The sequence below is a fragment of the Nonomuraea antimicrobica genome (assembly GCF_039536965.1).
Taxonomy (GTDB): Bacteria; Actinomycetota; Actinomycetes; order Streptosporangiales; family Streptosporangiaceae; genus Nonomuraea; species Nonomuraea antimicrobica.
The window spans coordinates 127,518-146,303 of sequence record NZ_BAAAZP010000101.1 but is presented as its reverse complement, the minus strand read 5'-3'; the positions used below and the strand labels follow the sequence as shown (position 1 = coordinate 146,303).

The following is an 18,786-nucleotide window of genomic DNA, read 5'->3' as shown; positions in this document are numbered from 1 at the left end:
GCGAAGAGCAGGCACCCGCCTCGATGATCTGGAAGTTCTCGGCTCAACGAATCGACGAACAACAGGAAGGGACGAGCATGTCTGGTCTGCAGGACAAGGTAGTGATCGTGACGGGTGGCGCCCGCGGGATCGGTGCGGCCGTGGCCGCCCGCATGGCTCGGGACGGAGCCAAGGTGGTGGTCACCGACCTGCTCGACGAACAGGGTACGAAGACCGCCTCTGACACGACGTGACCAGCGAGGATGACTGGAAGAGCGTGGTGGAGGCCACCGTCGAGTGCTACGGCCGGGTGGACGGCCTGGTCAACAACGTCGGGATCGCCGCGAGGGCACCTCTCGAGAGCGAGACGCTGGAGCAGTTCGAACGGGTGCTAAAAGTCAACCGTGGACCCGGGCGTGATCTACCCCCCGATGACCATGGAGCGTAACGCGCCGTTGGGGGAAGGCAACTTCCCGCCGGCCCCGCTGGGCCGGATCGGCGTTCCGGAGGAGATCGGCGAGGCAGTGTCCTTTCTCATCTCGGACGCGGCCTCGTATGACCGGTGCGGACCTCACGGTGGATGGCGGCTGGACGTCCGGACAGGCCATGATGACGCAGCGTCGACCACGGTCCCGACATCCGTGCAGAGTTCGACCGTCGCATGGCATCGCTGCGACAAGACATCCTGCCTAGGGACTGGCGTCCCTTCTAAGTCTTCAGCGTACCGGGGGACATGGAAGAGTCGATGAGTTCCGAGTACGCACCACATTAGCCATTGCGGATGTTGGCCGACTTCCGACGATTAGTTCAACAGGCCGGACAATTCAGCCGAAAGAGTTGGTGGCACGTTGCTTCTCAGAAATCTGTTGTCCATGCCGCACCCCTTCTTCCAGAGCGTTACTGCAGCAGGAGGCCCTTGAGCGTACCTGAAGACAAGAAGTAGGGACTGCGTCGCTTTTATTGGGCAAGACCCCTCATCTATTCTCGTTGGCTGTGCCGTAATCTTGGCTGATATCTCTCGCGCAACGTCCTTGCCGTACGCCCTCTTTTGTGGAGCTGTGGCACTGAAGTTGCAAACGGTTAGCCCTATCGCATCCTTGGGCACCATCTGCTTGTCTTGGCCAACTCTTCCTCGCCCTGGATCGCACTGGTTTACTGGGTTGAGAGATGACCAGCGCCCTGCATTGTAGGCCGCACTCACCGCGTCTCCGACGTAAGACTTCGTGCGGAATGCGCCATTCGTGGTTACCACACATTGATTGACGTCATATGCGGTTCCGACCCATGACACACTGCCGTTGCTGTAACGCAAGCGGATGAGGTAGCTGTGCGGTGTGGAACCGATCATGGTGCAGGCTCGCCAGGATGGTGAAGCGGCGACGACGGGAAGATGATTGAGATCTGTGGCCATTTGTTCGAGACCGTCGATCAGCCGGCGCGGTGCGGCACCTCGAAGCCCTTTCGTATCGTAGATACAAATATCCGCCTGTTGAGGGGTGCCCGGCACCAGTAGTTCGGGGGTTCCCGATCCAATGGAAGGCACCCAGTCTCCTGGATCCTTCCCTCCCCAGCTACTTGGGCACTCGGGTGAGGGCGATACTGACGACGATACAGACGGAGCGCATGCTGAGAGTAACCCGAGTGCGCTCACCATCGCAGAAATGGTCCTTCTCATGCCACTTGCACGCATGGTGTCCTTGGTTGGTTGCAGAATCTCAACTGATCCCTCCGTTTCTTCGTCGAGCACGGATAAAGTCGGATGTTCGAGGCAAGGCTCGGACATCCGACTTCATGCTCCTGGCGTGCCTAGTTGGTCACGGATACACAGGAGTGATTGTTTCGAACCCGGACGCCTGATTCATTCGTCCCCAGTCCATAAGATACATGGAGTCAGTGCAGCCGTCGCCATCCAAGTCTTGCGTGGCGTTCCCTATTCCACGTGCCGAAGTAGTGCGATCGCTGTTGTAGTGGAAGACTGCACCGCCGCTGTCTCCGGAAGCTACAGTGTTTCCTGGAGAGCAGCCCTTTTCCGCCAGCGTAAGGCCCGTGCTCTGCACGGACGTACCATCGTGATCCCGCCAGTCAAGAAGTGGGCTCGCCACTCGGTCACGGTGTAGCTACAGGTCGTCCCCGTCCGGGCGCCCGACGCGCACAGAGAGGTGCCGACCGGCGCGTTTCCGTAGCTCGCTACCGCGCGAAGGCTTGCGGACGTTGAACCGCCGTCCCATACATATGGGCGAATCGTTGCCCGGATCAGCATCACGTCCTGGGATCTGTTGCCCACGGATGCCGTGCCGATTGTTTCGCCGGTGGAGTCCTTCATGACATCACCGACCATGCCGCAGTGCCTGGCGGTCAAGAGATATGTCGTTCCGGCGGAGTTCTTTACGCCGTAGCCCGCTGAGCATGTGTGTGTCTCTGAAGCGTTGTCCACACATGGGCCTCCCGTTAGAGAGCGCGAGCTGTTTCGGTAGCCGATTCCTCCCGGCCAAGGACTCGCGTCGTTGCACCGACTCATCGTCTGGGCCGGTGGTGCCTCTTTGAACTCCACTGGGACTCCCACATCGGGAGTACGGAGTCCGTTGATCCGTGAGCCTGGAGTCGTGAGTACTCGTACCCCCGACCCAATGGCGGAGATCAGTATCGTGTGCGCCGGTCCACCTGCTCGCAGCCCTACGGCAGCCTCAAGTTGATCCGCTGCGGCGGTAAGCTGCTTTTCGGAGTGTGCGGAGTTCTGGATCTCGACTGGTGCGATTGTACGAGCCTGCTCAACTGTCGACTTAAAGGGCGCCGGGACGTCGCCGCTCCACCAGAGAAGGACCTTTTCGTCGGCTATCTGCAGTCCAGCGAAGCCATCCGGGTCCTGTTTGTATGCGGCGAACTGGATAACGTCGGCCGCCTTCAGCAGCGGCGCTTGTTCAGCCATGATCTTCGACGCAGCCAACGCTTCCCCCGTTAGGGGGCCGTTGACGGGAGTGGATGAAGCCGATCGGGTGTCGCGAGCTGGATGAGCTAAATTCTCGTCTATCGGCATTGTCAAAAGTTTCAGTCATGATCGACGACGTCAACTCTTGACTTTTGTGTACGGGCACTGTAGTTGCAAACTGCAACGCTATGCAGAGATAGGGATACGGACTACAGTTTTCCGCAGTTGTCATTAAAGGTTTGCGACGAAGTCAAGTTTGAAGGCGTTGCACTCCAATCCGTTCACTTTCAGGGAAAGCGAGGGTCAGGGCGGTCAAGGTCTCGGCGGCGCTGGTGGATGGTCCGCATCTAATCCTGGAGCGTCTGAACGACTATCTCGCCGGGACGATCTCCGAACGCGCCCGCACAAGTCGAGCCTCGGCGTAGGTCTTGAAGTTCTGCGCGAGCGGGTCATTCTGGTAGCGCGTGAGCTGGCTCATGAACTCCCGGACGTAGCGCCGGGTACGGGCGGATCGCAGATCGGCCACGGTCGCGACGACCTCGCGAGCTTACCTCGACACCGCCGACAGGACCGCCGCCTGATGGGAGGGAGCTACCGGGTCTGCTGTTCGGGCAGACTCGGTGCCTGGCAGCCGCTGGTGAGTGTGCGCTGCTCCTTCGCGGGATTCCTGCTCAACGAGGACAGAGCGATGGGATGAGTGCGGCGATGGCGTCGAGGATGCGATCGAGTCCGTGCCGGAAGCGTTCCTCGGGGGTGAGGTGGCCGGTGCGGGAGTCGAGAACCGATCGGTTGAACAGGGGGAAGGCGCCGGTTTCGACGACCTGGCGGACGTACGGTCCCATGTAGTCCCGCTTCCAGCGCTCGGGGTCCAGGCCGGTGCGGCGGGCCTCCTCCAGCCAGCCGATCTCGCGGCGGATCGCGCTGTTCACGTAGTCGTTCAGCATGCCGACGAAGCCGGTGGTGTCGTCGATGTCGAGCCCGGTCCCGGTGAAGGTGCCGAGCGCGAACTCGTGCACGCGCAGCAGGTTGGGGCCCAGGGTGGGCCGGCTGGTGAGCAGCGCGATCAGCCAGGGATGGCGTAGGCCCGCGGCGCGGATCTGCCGGGCCAGCAGCGTCAGGTCGGAGCGCCAGTCACCGGACGGGCCGTCGGGGAGCTCGATCTCGCTCATCGCCAGGTCGATCATGAGGTCGAAAAGGTCGTCGCGCCGGGGTACGTAGCGGTAGAGCGACATGGCGCCGGTGCCCAGTTCGCCCGCGATCCGGCGCATGGTCGCGGCCTCCACTCCTTCGGCGTCGGCGATCTGGACGGCCGTTCGGGTGATCTGCTCGCGGGTGTAGCCGGGGCGCCGTCCCGGGCCGGAGCGCTCGTGCTCCTCCGGCTGCATCCAGATGCTGGTCGCTCCCTCGTCGGCCACGCGAACCCCTTCCCTCCATTTGCGTACATGGTACCTGAATGGTTATGGTCCATTTCACGTACAAGGTACGCGAAATGGGGGACGTGTGGATCGATCTCTTCGTGTGGGCGTGATCGGAGTGATGCTGGGCATGATCACAGCCTCGTTGGACGGCATGATGCTCGGGCCCGCGTTGCCGGCGATCGTGAAAGATCTCGGTGGGCTGGAGTACTTCTCCTGGGTGGCGACGGCCTATCTGATCTGCATGGCCGCCTCGACGCCGATCTGGGGAAAACTCGGCGACCTGTACGGCCGCAAGGCGGTCTACATGGCCGCGATCGTGGTCTTCCTGCTGGGGTCCGGGCTGTCGGGGATGGCGCAGGACATGATCCAGCTCGTCGGCTTCCGGATGGTGCAAGGGCTGGGCGCGGGTGGCCTGATGACCGGGGCTCTGGCGCTGATCGGCGAGCTGGTGCCGCCCCGGCACAGCGGCAGGCTCATGGGGCTGTTCGGGGTCATGATGCCGATCGCCTTCATCGCCGGGCCGTTGCTCGGTGGCCTGTTCGCCGAGCAGTTGGGCTGGCGGTGGGCGTTCTTCGTCAATCTCCCCATCGGCACGGTCGCCCTGCTGCTCATCGGTGCCGCCGTGCGGCTGGAGCGGCGCCGGGTCAGGGCGCGGATCGACTACCTCGGGGCGCTGCTGCTGACGGTGGCGCTGGTGGCGCTCAGTCTGGTCGCCAGTTGGGGCGGCACCCAGTACGCCTGGGGTTCGATTCCGATCCTCGCCTTGATCCTGGTCGGGCCGGCGGCGCTGGCCGCCCTGCTGTTCGTGGAACGGCGCGCGGCCGAGCCGATCGTCCCGCTGCGCCTGTTCGCCGACCGCAACTTCACCCTCGCTCAGGTCATCCGCTTCCTGGGCGGCGTCGGCATGGTGGTGGCGGCCACCTTCCTGCCCCAGTACCTGCAACTGGTCCATGGCGCCTCGCCGATCGTCAGCGGCCTGCTGATCCTGCCCGCGATGCTGGGCATGGTCGCCGTACTGATCGGGACCGGCCGGCTCATCAGCCGCAACGGCCGCTACCGGATCTACCCGATCCTCGGCGGCGCCACCGTGGCGGTCGGCATGCTCGCGCTCCTCATGCTGCGGCCTGGCATCAACCTGGCGCTCGCCTCCGGTCTCACGCTGATCGGTGGCCTTGGTGTGGGCCTGCTGATGCAGTCCACCACGATCATCACCATCAACAGCGCCGAGCCGCGCGACATGGGGGCGGCCAGCGGCTCGGTCACCCTCTGGCACACCATGGGCGCCTCACTGGGCGTGGCCGCCCTGGGCGCCCTGTACACCGCCCGGCTGCAAGACACCCTCATCGACCACCTCGGCGCGGCAACCGGCACCCGGATCGCCTCCGGCCGGCTGACGCCCGGCGCGCTCATTCAGCTCCCGCCCGCCGCGCGGGAGGCGGTTCAGCTCGCCGTCTCCAGCGGCATCCATGCCATGGCCCTAGGCGCCGCCGCGCTGGGCGCCCTCGCCTTCACGCTGGCCTGGTTCATCCGCGAGGTCCCCTTGCGTGACCGGACCCCGTCGGCCGAGCCCGCCACCGCGGCCGCGTGAGGCGGGCACCCATGCCACAGAGTGTGAAAACCCAGCTCGTGATGGACGTCATCTGCGCGCATTCCTACCTCGGCTACGCCCGCTTCGCCCGCGCCGCCGACCGGCTCAGGACCGAGGGCGTGCGGGTGACCGTGGAGTTCGTCCCCTTCGAGCTCGCCCCGGGCGCCCCGGCCGACGGGCGGCCGCTCCTCGCGGTACTGGAACAGACCTTCGGCCCGCAAGCGGCCGCCAGCGCGCTCACCTTCGCCGAACGCGCGGCCCGTGAAGGCCTCCGGTTCGAGTACGGCAAGGCCATCGCCACCGGCACCTTCGACGCCCACCGCCTCATCGCCGACGCCGCGCACCAGGACAAGGCCGAGCCCATGGCCGAACGCCTCTTCCGCGCCCACTTCACCGACGGGCTGCACATCGGCGACCCCACCACGCTCGCCCAGTTGGCCGCCGAGGTCGGTGTCACCACCGGCCACGTGCCTCCCGCCGAAGTGCGCGCCCGGCTCGACCACGTACGCCGCCTCGGCATCACCGGCGTGCCGGTCTTCCTCATCGAGAACCTGCCCCCGCTCACCGGATCCCAGACCGAGACCACACTGCTGGCGGCCCTGCGACATGCCGCCACCACGAAAGGAGAACACCGTGACCACTGACCCGCTACGGCTGGCCGTCATCGCCGGCAGCGTCCGCGACGGCCGCCGACGCGTTCGTGGTGGTGACCCCGAGTACATCCACAGCTACCCAGCCGCCCCGAAGAACGCCGTCGACTGGCACAACCCCTGGACCAAGTGAGCTGGTGGACGCGGGTCCTATGCGACGCCAAGACCACCACCCCCTGCACCGCATGAACAGAAAGGCATGATCATGATGAGATTGACCGGAAAGACGGCGCTGGTGACCGGCGGGAGCCGGGGCATCGGCCGCGCGATCGCCGCCCGGCTGGCTCGCGAAGGCGCCCAGGTCGCCGTGCACTACGGCAGCAACCACGCCGCCGCCAAGGACACCGTCGCCGCCATCGAAGCAGCCGGCGGACAGGCCTTCGCCATCCAGGCCGAGCTGGGCGCCCCAGGTGACGCCGAAACCTTGTGGGCCGGCTTCGACGCCCACGCCGACGGGCTGGACATCCTGGTCAACAACGCGGGCATCCTCGGTGGCCAGTCCGAGATCGACGGCGTCACCCGGGACAGCTTCGAGCGCCTGTTCGCGGTCAATACCACCGCACCGTTCTTCATCACCCAGCTCGCCCTGCCACGGCTGCGCGACGGCGGGCGGATCGTCACCGTGGGCACCATGCTGACCAGGGGAGCGGCCATGCCCAGGGCGATCGACTACGCCATGTCCAAGGCCGCACTCGACGTCCTCACCACCGCGCTGGCCAAGCAGCTCGGGCCCCGTGGCATCACGGTCAACACCGTGGCCCCCGGCGTCATCGACACCGACATGCACCAAGGACGCCTGGTCGGCGAGGCCCTGGCCTGGCTGTCGTCGCAGACGCCCCTCGGACGGCTGGGCACGCCACAGGACGTGGCCGACACCGTCGCCTTCCTGGCCTCCGACGAAAGCCGCTACGTCACCGGACACCGGCTCGACGTCTCAGGCGGGACGACCATGTAGACCCACGCCGCCAGGACGGCGGCGAACTCTTGGCGAACAGCGCGGGGCGTTGGCGCGCTCAATCGTCCATGCGCTATATATGTAGCGATACAGATGTAGCGAATGGAGGATGCTGTGCACGACGTCGTCGTCGTGGGTGCCGGCCCCACCGGGCTGATGGCCGCCTACGAGCTCGCACTGGCGGGCGTTTCATGCACGATCGTGGACAAGCGCGGCAGCGAGTCCAACGTCACGCGGGCTTTCGGTCTGCACGCTCGGGCCCTGGAACTGCTCGACGCCCGAGGCGTGGGCGACGAACTGGTCGCGGGAGGCAACCCGCTCAGGACGGTGTATCCCGCCTACGCCTCACGGGTTGACTTCGGGCGGCTCGACACGCGGTACCCGATGCTGCTGCTCGTGCCCCAGAACGGCACCGAGAAGCTCCTTCAGCAGCGCGCCGCCGAACTCGGCGTACAGATCCGCCGCAACGCCAACGTGGTCGGCCTGAGCCAGGACGCCGAATCCGTACGGCTGAGGCTTGAGGACGGAGGCGAACTGGCGGCCAGGTACGTCATCGGTGCCGACGGCGCCCACAGCGCTGTCCGCGACCTGGTCGACGTGGGCTTCGCCGGCGCGACCTACAGCCTGCCCATGCTGCTGGCCGACGTCCGCATTCCCACCTCCGAGCCGCCGCCCATCACGCAGGTCGGCACCCAGGGGGTGGTGGTGACGCTCCCGTTCGGCGACGGCTGGTTCCGGGTCGGCGCGTGGCTGCGTGAAGAGCAGAACGACCCGGGCTTCGCCCTGATCCGCGAGGCGTTTCGGCGCATCGCCGGCACCGACTACGGGATGAGTGAGCCGCGCTGGTTCTCCCGCTTCGTCGCCGAGCGCAGGCAGGCCCACAGTTACCGATCAGGGCGGGTCTTCCTGACCGGGGATGCCGCCCATGTGAACTCGCCCATCGGCGGCCAGGGCATGAACACCGGCATCCAGGACGCCATCAACCTGGGCTGGAAGCTCGCCGCCGCGCTGCACGGCTGGGCCCCGCCCTGGCTGCTCGACACCTACCACGCCGAGCGGCACCCCGTCGGCTCCGCCGTCCTGGCCATGACCGACCACCTCACCGGGCTGGTACTCAGCGGCTCACGAGTGCGCCTGGAAATCAGCCGGCGCATCATGGCGCCCCTGCTCCACACCGGTCCAGGCCGCCGCCGCATCCTCGGAAGGCTTTCCGGCCTGGAGTTCGCCTACCCGCCCGGCGAGCCGGACGCCCACCCGCTGGCCGGGCGTCGCGCCTCCGACGGCCCGACAGACGCCGGTCGTCTGTATGAGGTGCTGCGCGCAGGCACCTTCGTTCTGCTCTCCGATGAGGGCGTGCCCACTCCTTGGCGCAATCGCGTACGGCACGCCAGGCCTCTTGAGAGCACCAGGCCCGAGGCGACGCTGATCCGCCCGGACGGCTACGTGGCCTGGGCCGGGGATCACACCGGTATCGAAGCGGCTCTGGTGAAATGGTGTGGCCCGGCCGACCACACCAACAGGGAAGGAAATCGTGCCGCCGCCTAACCCACAGCGCCGCGACCACCTAGCAGACGCGGCCATCACGGTGCTGGCCGAGCAGGGGTCACGCGGGCTGACCCACCGGGCCGTCGACACCGCCGCCGCCGTACCGGCCGGCACCACCTCGCGCTACTTCCGCACCCGTGACGCGCTGTTCGACGGGGTCATCGAGCGGATCACCCGCCGGCTCGGCGAACGTGTGGACGCCTACACCGTCCGGCCGATCTCGCCCGCCGATCTGGAGGAGGCGCTGGTCGCCGTTCTGACCGCGATGCTGACCGACGACCGGCACCATCCGCTGGCCCTGTTCGAACTGCACCTGGAGAGCACCAGAAACGCCCGTCTGCGACACACGCTGACCGACGCCCTGCACGGCCGAAGCGATCTCATCGTCCGCCAGTGCCGCGCCGCCGGAATCGACATCAGCCAGGACGACGCCATGCTCCTGGAGATGAGCGTGCTGGGCATCCTGTTCACCGCTCTCACCACCGGCGTCCCCGATTCCCCAAGCGAGCCGATCCGCACCGCCGTACGGGCTCTCCTGGCGCGCCACCAAGCACCGATGGCGACATAGTCCGCTTTGGGGTGCTTGCACGAACCCTGCTCACCAGCAGCCCGGTGCCACCGTACGACCCAGCCGGGCGCCGTCTCGGCCTGGTCACTGGCGGCGGCCGTCATCGCCACGCTGGTCTCCAGCGGCAGGACTGGCGCTCAAAGCACCTTGCGGTGGCTGCCGGAGATCGCCGGGCGGGACTGGTGGCGGTATGTCAGGGTGCGCCTGGTCCGGGGACGTAACCACGGGCAGTCCAGCCGACCCGCCTCCACACAGGCCCGTGTGCCAAACCAAGGTCGGAGCATGAGTAGACCTCTCCTTCCGCAAGCAGGGGCATTGCCTGAATTGACCATGCTACGTTGAACGGTGTATGGTCACTGGCCATGCTCACTCGATTTCGTGTGGCTGCTGCCGCATTACTGGCCTCAGCAGCGCTTTCAGGCTGCGGGAACACCGTCGAGAGCACTGCGGCGCCCTCGCCCACCGCGGCCAAGGACAAAAGGCATCAGTTCGAAGCGGTCAAGGCCGACTGCATGAAGCAGAATGGCTTCAAGTACGTCCCGTTCGTGCCGGAACAGGTGCACATCGAAGCGGACAAAAAACGTGTTCAAGGCGACTACCAGGCGATGCTGAAATATCGCCAACAATACGGGTTCGGAGTATTCGCCGAGCACGTCTACCCGGAACACTTCAACGCCAAAGGCGGCGGGCCGGACGGCAACCCGAACGGGAAGATCCAGTCCACCCTCTCCAAGGCGCAGATGCAGGCCTACTCGAAGGCGCTGAACGCCTGCCAGGTCAAGGGCTACAAACAACTGCTCGGCCTGGATGTGAAGTCGGAGAATGACTACTACACTCAGTTCAACAAGGCCAGCCGACGGGCGGAGAAGGCCGAGCTCAACTCCGACCCCGAACTGGTCGAGCTGGCCACGGCCATGGCCACGTGCCTCAAGGGCAAGGGCAACGTGATCAGCGACACTACGCCGATCGCCATGTCCGGACGCGGCTTTGACGAGTTCCTGGCCCAGCAAGACAAGATCGGCCGCGAGCAGAACCCCGACGTGCCCGACGTCGCGCCTCCGAAGAAGGAGGGCGAGGTCATGATGCAGTACTGGCCGACGCTCACTCCCGAGCAGGCCAAGCCGTACCTGAACAAAGAGATCAAGGCCGCACTCGACGACCTGGAATGCGGCAAAGCCTTCTACCCGGCCTACCTCCCGAAGAGCTTGGCGGTTCAACGGAAAGTCGAAGAACAGTACGGCCTGTGACGCACCTCGTGGGTGTAGGAGCTTGGCACCGGCACTTGCGTGGCCGGGCCGCAGGGTCGTGTTCATCGGTGATGCGAGGGCGGAGGTTTCCTTGCCGACGGACTCGAAGCGGCTTTCCTCCGCTGCTGTGCGGGGCTGGGCACGGCCGGCCGTACGCCAGGTCCACAGGAGCAGGCCGATAATTGTCATCTTGGACTGTCCAGCGAAGCTGCTGGTCAGGCGGTTGAAGATCGTTAAGCCGCGTAGGGCAGTAGGCTGACCGCGATTGCCTGCGACGGTGAAGGAGCCGCTCATGACCGACGACCCCACGATGGCCCGGATCGGCCAGGGGGTGGAGCTGCATCACCACCAAGGCCAACCTGAAGCGGCTCGCGAGTTGTTCGCGCAGATCTGGGACGACATCGGCGGTGAGCAAGGCGACCCGCTGCATGTTTGTGTCCTTGCCCACTCGATGGCCGATGTGCAAGGGGACGATGTGCACCAGGAGCTGATGTGGGATCTGCGAGCGCTTGCCGCCGTCGGCCTGATCACCGATGAGCGGGTGGCCCAAGCCGGGGTGCCGCTTTCGGTGGCCGGCCTGTATCCGTCGTTGCACCTGAACTTGAGTGAGCGCTATCGCAAGCTGGGCGAACTCGACCGCGCCCGTGAGCACCTCCAGCACGCGCGGGACGGGATCGGCGCACTTGGCGACGACGAGTATGGGCAGCTCATCAAGGATGGTCTGAGGCGGGTCGCCGAACAGTTGGGTGAGACCGTCTGAGTGCGGGCAAGTAGGTTGCCCCTAACCGTCGCGGCAGTGGCGCCGTCGACAGGGTCTTGGCCTCAGGCCAGAAGATCGAGGGTTTCGGGCGCTTCCCAGGCTGCCGGCTGCCGGCCAGGGTCGGTTTCGGGCACGAGCATGTCGTACCCGGCGCGCGTCGCGACCGGGCCAGCGCGCTCCGTGCACACGCTGAAGACGTACCGCGTCGGGAGTTCCCTGCCGCGAGCAGCGCGACTCCGGTCACGAGGACTCGGCCCCTGGGCCACTTGCCCGTGAGACCCTGCACGTCACCGACCTGGACCCCAATGTCTACCTCAACGCGATGCGTCATCCACGAAATCGGTGACGTCCGGGTCCTGGATCCGCGTGATGTGGCGGAACCCGGCCCGCTGTGCGACGGCGACGGCCCGCATGCGTGCGTGCGTGTGGGTTTTCGGACGCGGCACCCCATGGCGGTGACGGCCGGGAGCAGGAGCCAGAACTCAGCACGCTTCCCAGTGTCGAGAACGTGGCGATGGCTCCGTCCTAGGTACACCAGTGGCCCACGACGGGCCGTGCGACAAAGGAGAACCATCATGACGCTCCAGCGGATGGACAACGTCGGCATTGTCGTCGACGACCTTGAGGCTGCCATTGCGTTCTTCGTAGAACTCGGCATGGAGCTGGAAGGCAAAGCGCAGATCGAGGGCCGCTGGGCGGACCGCACCGTCGGACTCGACGGCGTCCGCTGCGACATCGCGATGATGCGGACCCCGGACGGCCACGGCCGGCTGGAACTGGCGAAATACCACACCCCCGCGGCGATCGACGCTGGACCGCATAACCCGCCGCACAACACGCTGGGCATGCATCGCGTCATGTTCGCCGTCGACGACATCGAGGACGTCGTTGCCCGCCTGCGCACTCACGGCGCCGAACTCGTCGGTGAGCTGGCCCAGTACGAGGACAGCTACCGGCTCTGCTACGTCCGCGGCCCCGAGGGGATCATCATCGCGCTGGCCGAGCAGCTCGGCTGACAGCCCGTCGCGGCCGACCTGCGACCAGCCAGAACGATCCGCTGGACGGACCGAGAAAACGACAAAGAAAGAGATGACCACGCAACCGAACGAAACCACCGAGGTTCTGAACCGACCGATCAGTCAGGAACTGCTGACCCGCGACGTGACCCGCTTGGCCTACCGCGCCACGCGATCAGGCAGGTGCCCGGGTACGTTCTCCGGCCAGGTGAGCAGGTCTCGGGCGTGCCGGATCTGCTCGGCGGCCATGGCCGGCGGGCGCCCCCCGGGCGCCGGCCGCGGGCGCGGGCGGCGAGTCTTCGGGTCAGGTGCGACGGCTGCCGATCGGCTTTCTGGCGTCGTAGTCCTGCCGGGCCTCTTCGACCTTGTCCAGGTTGACCGACCATTCGGCGAGTGTTGCGAACAGCGGCGCGAGGCTGCGTCCCAGTTCGCTGATCTCGTACTCCACCCGCGGCGGAACCTCCGGGTGGTAGGTGCGTACGACAAGCCCGTCGCGTTCCAGTTGCCGCAGCCGTTCGGTCAGCACCTTGGGCGTGATGGTGGTGATACGGCGTTCCAACTCCACGAATCGATGCCGCCCGTATTCATGGAGCACCCAGAGGATGGGGGTGGTCCAGCGGCTGAAGACGATGTCGACCACCGGGGCGATCGGGCACGCCTGTTCCGGGGCGACGTCTTCAGGGGGAGCCCAAGCTGTGTCGTTGGTCACAATGGTCCTTCCTTGCCAATACTTTCGTCTAGGTACCTACTACCACAGCGCTAGTAGCTTCCATCGAGTCCATAAGGGCATCGACAACCGGGAGCGAACATGATTGTGGTGACTGGAGCCACGGGCAACGTCGGGCAGCCGCTCGTGCAAGCGCTTGCCGCGGCCGGCGAGCAGGTGACGGCGGTGTCACGAAGGATCTCAGAGCTGGACGTGCCGGTGGGGGTGCGGCGCCGGCAGGCCGACCTGACCGAGCCGGCGAGCCTCAAGCCCGCCCTCCATGGAGCCGAAGCGCTGTTCTTGTTGACCTCCCCCGACTTCATGGCGAACGGCGATCTCGGTGACGTCATGAACGTCGTGCGGGCGGTCGGCGTCCGGCGGGTCGTGTTGCTGTCCTCCCACGGCGTGGGCACGCGACGCCACTCCTCTCATCTGGAAGACGCCGTCGAGCAGTCGGGTCTGGAATGGACGATGCTGCGGCCAGGCAACTTCAACTCCAACACGTTCCAATGGGCCGATTCGGTCCGCGCGCAACGGATGGTCGTGGCGCCGTTCGGAGACGTCGCGGTGCCGGGCATCGATCCGGCCGACATCGCCGAGGTCGCCGCCGTCGCTCTTCGCGAGCCGGGCCACGAGGGCGCCATCTACACGCTGACCGGGCCCGTACCGATCTCACCCCGGCAGCAGGCCGCGGCGATCGGGGACGTAGTAGGCGAGCCGGTGCAGTTCGTTGAGCAGAGCCGCGCGGAGGCGCGCAACCAGATGCTGCGATACATGCCCGAGCCGGTCGTGGAGGCCACCCTCGGCGCCCTGGGCGCACCCTCCGCCGCCGAGCAGCGCGTCAGCCCCGATGTCGAGCGGCTCCTCGGCCGCCCGCCCCGCACCTTCGCCGAGTGGGCGGAGCGCAACGTTGCGGCCTTCGAATAGCGCGTCCGGGTGAAGACGAAGTTCTCGCACGGCCGGCGCGGTGAATCCGCGCCGCTCCTGCCGTGCTCGCATCGCCGCCAGACGCAGGAGGGCGAACGCCGCAGCGATTGCCACGACCGATGCCGCGGCCTGTCGTCGATCTTCATGCACAACTCGGCGATACCGTGACGATATGACTGCTTTTCGAGAGACTTATGAGTCTCTCAACCTCGAGCCCCGACCCATCCGGGCCCACCTCCTCGCCTGCGCCACCGTCGTGTTCGGCGACGACTACTACGCGGGCCGCCGCGAGACGATCAACCTCTCCGGGTTCGTCCAGATCAACACGTGGCCGATGCCCGGCTTCGAGACCCGAGTGGATGACAGTGGCCGCGCCGAGCTTGAGCAGGAGCTGAGCAGCACTCCCGAGGCCGGCATCAAGGGCTTCAGCTACGAACTCGACGACCGTATCCAGCTACTGTCCAACCCGCTTCTGCCCAGCATCGTGCACGTGCGGCAGATCGCGCCGGGCAAGAACTTCCCGGCGCAGATGCACATCGGCCGCTTCGGCATCCTGGAGACCGGCACTCTGCGCCTGGCGCACCGCAACATCATCGACATGTACGCCGTCATCGACAACGTCCCCCCACACGCGAAGCCGCTCACCAGGCCCTACCACGGCGCCCCACGCGGCGACGGTCCGTTCGACATCGCCCACGCGCCGAACGTGCTGCGCGGCACCACCCTGCCCGAGGCGTGGTATCCGGCCGACGACGACAACGAGCCGAACGGCATAACGCCCACGCTGTTCTTCGCCCCGAGCGCGGCCCCGTTCATGTCGATGCTCGTCAACCCCTCCATGATCATGCAGGTGTCGATGGAAGGCACCATCGAGGTCGAGATCAACGGCAAGACCGAGCGCATCGACCTGGCCGGCGACTACCTCAAGGCGGCGGGCGCCGAGATCTTGCTGTTCGGGCCCGACAGGCACGATGAGGGAGCCGGCGTGCTGGCCCAGATGGCGCGCCTGGCCATGGCCGGTCACAGCGACGCCCTCGGCGGCCGCGTGATGCTGCGCGCCAGTTGGCCGCGGCCGTCCGGCGGCAGCCTCGGCGAGAGGGACGAGGACAGCCTGAGCCGGGTGCGGTTCCCCAGCGATCTGGACATCGACGCCGAGTTCGAAATCGTCACCCCGGCCGGCACCCTGTATGCGGCCAACCCCGTACACCTCGGCGGCAAGCTCAAGGACCTTCAGCCCGCCGGCAGCGAACTGGCCATGGACGGCGCGGACACGCCGCTCTTCAGCGCCGACGGGACGGCCAAGGGGCGTCTGACCGGCGTGCGGTTCACCATGCGGGACGCGTTCGTCGACGAGCAGGCATACGTCAACGTCTGAAAACCCGCCGAGGAGGAAAGGGCATCCGGGCGGACCGAGCGCTCCTGGGTCAGGCGTTCAGCGCAGCAGGGTGCGGGTGTGGTCGCTTGCCCAGAGGACGCGTTCGGCGCCGTACGCGTCGACGACCTTGCGGAAGTGCGGGATCAGGTCCCGGTACGGGTACGGCTCGCCGGCCAGTCGTTCGACGTGGGACCACTTGAGGTTGGCGTACTTCGACAGCGCGCGGGCCAGGTCGAGCCTGCGGTAGCGCTCGGTGGGCGGCGTGTCGGCCTGGGGCCAGGCGATACCGAGGTGGTCGATGACGAAGGTCAGGTCGGGGAATCGCCGGAGGTACGGCTTCAGCGTCTCGACCCGCGGCGTGACCATGATGAACACCGGCACCTGCGTGGCCTCGCAGGCGGCGAACAGGTCGTTGTAGCCGCCTCGCTCGAATGCGAGGTCACGCCAGGTGTTGCCGTCGAAGCCGGCGTGGACGCGGATGCCGGCGCAGCCGGGTTGGGTGTGCAGTCCTGTGATCAGTCCGGCGAGGTCGGGCGCGGTGTGGTCGACGCGGCGGAGCCATACGAACCGGTCCGGGTACTTACTCACGGCCAGTCGCGAGAAGGGCCGCTCCGGTCGCCGGCCGCCGTTGGCGTGGTAGGCGCCGGGCAGCATGTGGAACTCGTCGTCCAGGCCGGTGAACTCGTCGCGCACCGCGGCGTGTACGCCGACGGCGTCCATGGCGACGATCGTTGCGTTGAGGGTGGTGTCCAGGTCGGCTTCCTGCCAGTTCGGGCCGATCTGGTTTGCGTGGAGTTGTCCGTCGACGATTTCCATGTCGTGGTGCTTCTTTCCGGTGAGTGGGCTCCACGATCGGTAAGCGCCGGTCTCGAGCGCGGGGATGGATGCGGCTGCCGCCGCGGCGAGACGTGGTGCGGTCGTCAGTGACGGCCGCTTTTCGACAAGCCGGGCCTGTGGGTCGTGAGCCCGCCGTCGACGACGAGGACCTGTCCGGGCCAGCCCGATCATCCCCGCCTTGGCCGTGGAGTACGCGGTCGCGAACCCGGAGACGCTGTGCAGTGCCGAGGTGGAGGTCATCATGATGATCGAGCCGCTGCCGTTGTCGAGCATGTCCGGCAGGACGCGGCGGGCGCCGAGCATGGGAACAGGCAGTTCGAGCAGCAACGCGGCCGCCTGATCGGAAAAGGATCTCCTCCCGTTTCCGGTCACCCATCGCGCCAGGGCCCTGCCACGGGATCAGCACCTTGTTCAGGGCCCGGGCTCGGCGCTCGTGACGCACCTAAATGACACGCTAAGAGCCGTCACAGGTCTTCCCGACCTGTTGGGCGCACCCTTCGGGCAGCCGAGGTCCGTCGCCGGTCCAGCCGAGTTTCTTGACCACCTGCGCAGCGGCCATGTCACCGACATCCAGGCCGGCGGTTTCGGGCAGTGGCCCGGCCACCAGGGTCGTTGTCCCGAGTACGTCGCCGCTGGACCGATCGATCACCAGCCGCCGTTCCACCGGGTCTCGATCGACTCTGCGCACGACGGCCACGCCGCTTCGCCCTTCGGCGTCCCTGGCCTCGTCCACGATCCGCGCGCCCGGCAACGCGGCCATCATTCGCAGGACAGCCGCCCGCACCGCAGGCGGGGTAGGCGCGTTCGTGAGTAATCCCTCGCCCATCAGCCACAGCATGTCCCGCTCCGAGTACTGCTTGACATAGGAACGGCCGGGACCGGCGGGTTCCTGGTGCTCTTTGCCCCGCAGTCGCAGCAACTCTGCTCCCAGCCGCTGCGGGTCCTGCGGTAGCGCGAGAAGCTGGGAACGGGTCAGTGACATCCCGCCGACCTCGAAACCCGCCGGGAAGTAGTAGTCCGTCCGGCCATGCTGGTCCTGCACGCCTTTGCAGCCCACCTGAAAACCGCACAGGGCGGGCGCGCCCGCCGCACGCCAATTCCGTTCGTCGGCGGTCGTGAAGGGCCGGGTGTGGAGCGGCGTGGTCTCCACGGCGGGGCCGCGGGGAGTCGCCCAGTAGACCCGCCGGACGCTCTCCTCGATGTTGTACGTCTGCTTGGCCGGTCGCCCCCACGTCAGCGTCTCCAATTCGCTACGCCAGTATTCACGCGGCTGCTCGGCTCGCCGCGCCAGCGCGTCCACGACAGCGGTGAACCCCGCCGGAGCTGCGGAATGTCGCAACAGTGAGGGGACGATCGCGACCGCGCCGAGCACCACCGCGACGGAGGCGGCAGTCAACACCGGCAGCCCTCGAAAACGCCTGCGCGGCCGGACCGCGACAGGATCCGCGACAGCTGTCAGGCTCTCTGGGGACACCAGTTCCGCACCGGCGGTGAAAGCGTCGCGGAGTCGGTCTTCAACGTTCCGGGTCATCGCTCCTCCTGCAGTTTCGCGGCGAGCGCCTTCAGCGCCCGGGATGCCGTCGATTTGACCGTTCCGCGGCTGACCCCCATCACCTGGGCGATCTCCGCTTCCGACAGGTCGAGGTAGAACCGCAGCACCAACACCTCGCGTTGGCGTCGCGGCAGCGTCCGCACGGACAGAAACACCTGCCGCCGGGTTTCCCCCAGCAGCGCCGCCGCCTCCGCCGACCAGAAGGGAACCTCGCGGTGACCGCGGAACCGCCCGATGATCGTCCTGCGGCGCAGGACCATCCGGCACCCATTGACCACGGCCGTGCGCAGGTACGGCAGCACCTGCCCACGGTCGGCCAACCGACTCCACCTGCGATACACCGCCGCGAACGCGTCCTGGACCACGTCCTCGGCGGTCTCCTGGTCGCCTACCAACAGGAACGCCAGGCGCACAAGCGCGAGGCGGTGGACGAGGAATAACTCGGTGACGACCGTGTCGGCCGAGGACTCGGCGCCCGGAGAACCGGGCGGTGGATGGATGATCTCGGATTTCATGTCATCTACATGCACAAGTCCCCCTGGAGGTTGCGTCATGCCGAAAATCGAGTGGGGGTGCGCTCGAACAGCATGCCGGAGATCTGGTCGGCGAGCTTGGCCCGCCGCCGTAGCAGGTGATCGGGGGCGGCCCTGTGCTCCTCCTGTGCCGAGACCGGCTTTTCGGGATCGAGATGACGGTGGATGGTGTCCAGCGCCTCGTGCAGGGGGCGGAAGCCGACG

The 18,786-nt window shown here is 66.6% G+C and carries 21 protein-coding genes; 15 read left to right on the top strand and 6 right to left on the bottom strand.

Annotated elements, in window-relative coordinates; all coding sequences use genetic code 11:
• The first annotated feature begins 23 nt into the window (after positions 1–23).
• Together ABD844_RS28620 and ABD844_RS28615 are read left to right on the top strand one after the other, a co-directional pair.
• Positions 24–233, top strand: coding sequence for an SDR family NAD(P)-dependent oxidoreductase (locus ABD844_RS28620; RefSeq protein WP_344884661.1), 210 nt, complete (start codon positions 24–26; stop codon positions 231–233).
• On the top strand, positions 230–427 hold the full coding sequence (locus ABD844_RS28615; RefSeq protein ID WP_344884658.1) for an SDR family NAD(P)-dependent oxidoreductase: 198 nt from the start codon (positions 230–232) through the stop codon (positions 425–427). The genes ABD844_RS28620 and ABD844_RS28615 overlap by 4 nt, the downstream gene beginning before the upstream one ends.
• Before the next feature lie 2,848 nt (positions 428–3,275).
• Here ABD844_RS28615 and ABD844_RS28605 read toward each other — a convergent pair.
• Together ABD844_RS28605 and ABD844_RS28600 are read right to left on the bottom strand one after the other, a co-directional pair.
• On the bottom strand, positions 3,276–3,431 hold the full coding sequence (locus ABD844_RS28605; protein ID WP_344884655.1) for a hypothetical protein: 156 nt from the start codon (positions 3,429–3,431) through the stop codon (positions 3,276–3,278).
• A gap of 145 nt (positions 3,432–3,576) precedes the next feature.
• Positions 3,577–4,320 (bottom strand): TetR/AcrR family transcriptional regulator, encoded by a 744-nt coding sequence (locus tag ABD844_RS28600; RefSeq protein ID WP_344884652.1) that lies wholly within the window; start codon positions 4,318–4,320, stop codon positions 3,577–3,579.
• Positions 4,321–4,450: 130 nt separating this feature from the next.
• Here ABD844_RS28600 and ABD844_RS28595 point away from each other — a divergent pair, with 130 nt between their 5' ends.
• The 9 genes from ABD844_RS28595 (at position 4,451) to ABD844_RS28555 (ending at position 12,652) form a co-directional block, all read left to right on the top strand.
• Complete coding sequence (locus tag ABD844_RS28595) at positions 4,451–5,911, top strand: MDR family MFS transporter (protein ID WP_344884649.1); 1,461 nt, start codon at positions 4,451–4,453, stop codon at positions 5,909–5,911.
• A gap of 11 nt (positions 5,912–5,922) precedes the next feature.
• On the top strand, positions 5,923–6,555 hold the full coding sequence (locus ABD844_RS28590) for a DsbA family oxidoreductase (protein ID WP_344884646.1): 633 nt from the start codon (positions 5,923–5,925) through the stop codon (positions 6,553–6,555).
• A complete protein-coding gene (locus ABD844_RS28585) occupies positions 6,545–6,694 on the top strand; it encodes a hypothetical protein (RefSeq protein ID WP_344884642.1) in 150 nt (49 codons plus the stop codon). Before ABD844_RS28590 ends, ABD844_RS28585 begins: the two co-directional genes overlap by 11 nt.
• A 75-nt stretch (positions 6,695–6,769) precedes the next feature.
• A complete protein-coding gene (locus tag ABD844_RS28580; RefSeq protein WP_344884719.1) occupies positions 6,770–7,516 on the top strand; it encodes an SDR family oxidoreductase in 747 nt (248 codons plus the stop codon).
• 114 nt (positions 7,517–7,630) lie between these two features.
• Complete coding sequence (locus tag ABD844_RS28575) at positions 7,631–9,061, top strand: FAD-dependent oxidoreductase (protein ID WP_344884639.1); 1,431 nt, start codon at positions 7,631–7,633, stop codon at positions 9,059–9,061.
• Positions 9,048–9,629 carry a TetR/AcrR family transcriptional regulator gene (locus ABD844_RS28570; RefSeq protein ID WP_344884636.1) on the top strand — a complete coding sequence of 194 codons (582 nt, stop codon included), beginning with the start codon at positions 9,048–9,050 and terminating at the stop codon, positions 9,627–9,629. The genes ABD844_RS28575 and ABD844_RS28570 overlap by 14 nt, the downstream gene beginning before the upstream one ends.
• Before the next feature lie 362 nt (positions 9,630–9,991).
• Positions 9,992–10,876: a hypothetical protein gene (locus ABD844_RS28565; protein ID WP_344884633.1), complete on the top strand. Its 885-nt coding sequence runs from the start codon at positions 9,992–9,994 to the stop codon at positions 10,874–10,876.
• A 292-nt stretch (positions 10,877–11,168) separates the two neighbouring features.
• Complete coding sequence (locus tag ABD844_RS28560; RefSeq protein WP_344884630.1) at positions 11,169–11,636, top strand: hypothetical protein; 468 nt, start codon at positions 11,169–11,171, stop codon at positions 11,634–11,636.
• A gap of 590 nt (positions 11,637–12,226) precedes the next feature.
• Positions 12,227–12,652, top strand: a complete 426-nt coding sequence (locus tag ABD844_RS28555; RefSeq protein WP_344884716.1) for a VOC family protein — start codon at positions 12,227–12,229, stop codon at positions 12,650–12,652.
• 304 nt (positions 12,653–12,956) lie between these two features.
• On the opposite strand, the gene ABD844_RS28550 is transcribed toward ABD844_RS28555, so the two are convergent.
• Positions 12,957–13,292 carry a winged helix-turn-helix transcriptional regulator gene (locus ABD844_RS28550; protein WP_344884627.1) on the bottom strand — a complete coding sequence of 112 codons (336 nt, stop codon included), beginning with the start codon at positions 13,290–13,292 and terminating at the stop codon, positions 12,957–12,959.
• A gap of 168 nt (positions 13,293–13,460) precedes the next feature.
• Between ABD844_RS28550 and ABD844_RS28545 the strand changes: the two genes are divergently transcribed.
• Genes ABD844_RS28545 through ABD844_RS28535 form a run of 3 tightly spaced genes read left to right on the top strand, consistent with a single transcriptional unit; the run spans position 13,461 to position 15,660 of the window.
• On the top strand, positions 13,461–14,285 hold the full coding sequence (locus tag ABD844_RS28545) for an NAD(P)H-binding protein (protein ID WP_344884624.1): 825 nt from the start codon (positions 13,461–13,463) through the stop codon (positions 14,283–14,285).
• 9 nt (positions 14,286–14,294) lie between these two features.
• Entirely contained in the window at positions 14,295–14,453 is a 159-nt protein-coding gene (locus ABD844_RS28540) for a hypothetical protein (protein WP_344884621.1), read from the top strand.
• 4 nt (positions 14,454–14,457) lie between these two features.
• Positions 14,458–15,660, top strand: coding sequence for a DUF6004 family protein (locus tag ABD844_RS28535; RefSeq protein ID WP_344884618.1), 1,203 nt, complete (start codon positions 14,458–14,460; stop codon positions 15,658–15,660).
• 57 nt (positions 15,661–15,717) lie between these two features.
• Here the strand turns inward: ABD844_RS28535 and ABD844_RS28530 are convergent, their stop codons facing one another.
• A complete protein-coding gene (locus tag ABD844_RS28530; protein ID WP_425568679.1) occupies positions 15,718–16,740 on the bottom strand; it encodes an amidohydrolase family protein in 1,023 nt (340 codons plus the stop codon).
• Here ABD844_RS28530 and ABD844_RS28525 point away from each other — a divergent pair.
• Complete coding sequence (locus ABD844_RS28525; protein WP_344884613.1) at positions 16,676–16,837, top strand: hypothetical protein; 162 nt, start codon at positions 16,676–16,678, stop codon at positions 16,835–16,837. The two genes, ABD844_RS28530 and ABD844_RS28525, sit on opposite strands and share 65 nt — an antisense overlap.
• Positions 16,838–16,951: 114 nt before the next feature.
• Here ABD844_RS28525 and ABD844_RS28520 read toward each other — a convergent pair whose 3' ends face one another.
• The gene (locus ABD844_RS28520) at positions 16,952–18,028 is read right to left on the bottom strand and encodes a CU044_5270 family protein (RefSeq protein ID WP_344884610.1); all 1,077 of its coding nucleotides are present in this window, start codon (positions 18,026–18,028) and stop codon (positions 16,952–16,954) included.
• On the bottom strand, positions 18,025–18,564 hold the full coding sequence (locus ABD844_RS28515; protein WP_344884607.1) for a SigE family RNA polymerase sigma factor: 540 nt from the start codon (positions 18,562–18,564) through the stop codon (positions 18,025–18,027). Before ABD844_RS28515 ends, ABD844_RS28520 begins: the two co-directional genes overlap by 4 nt.
• Positions 18,565–18,786: the final 222 nt, after the last annotated feature.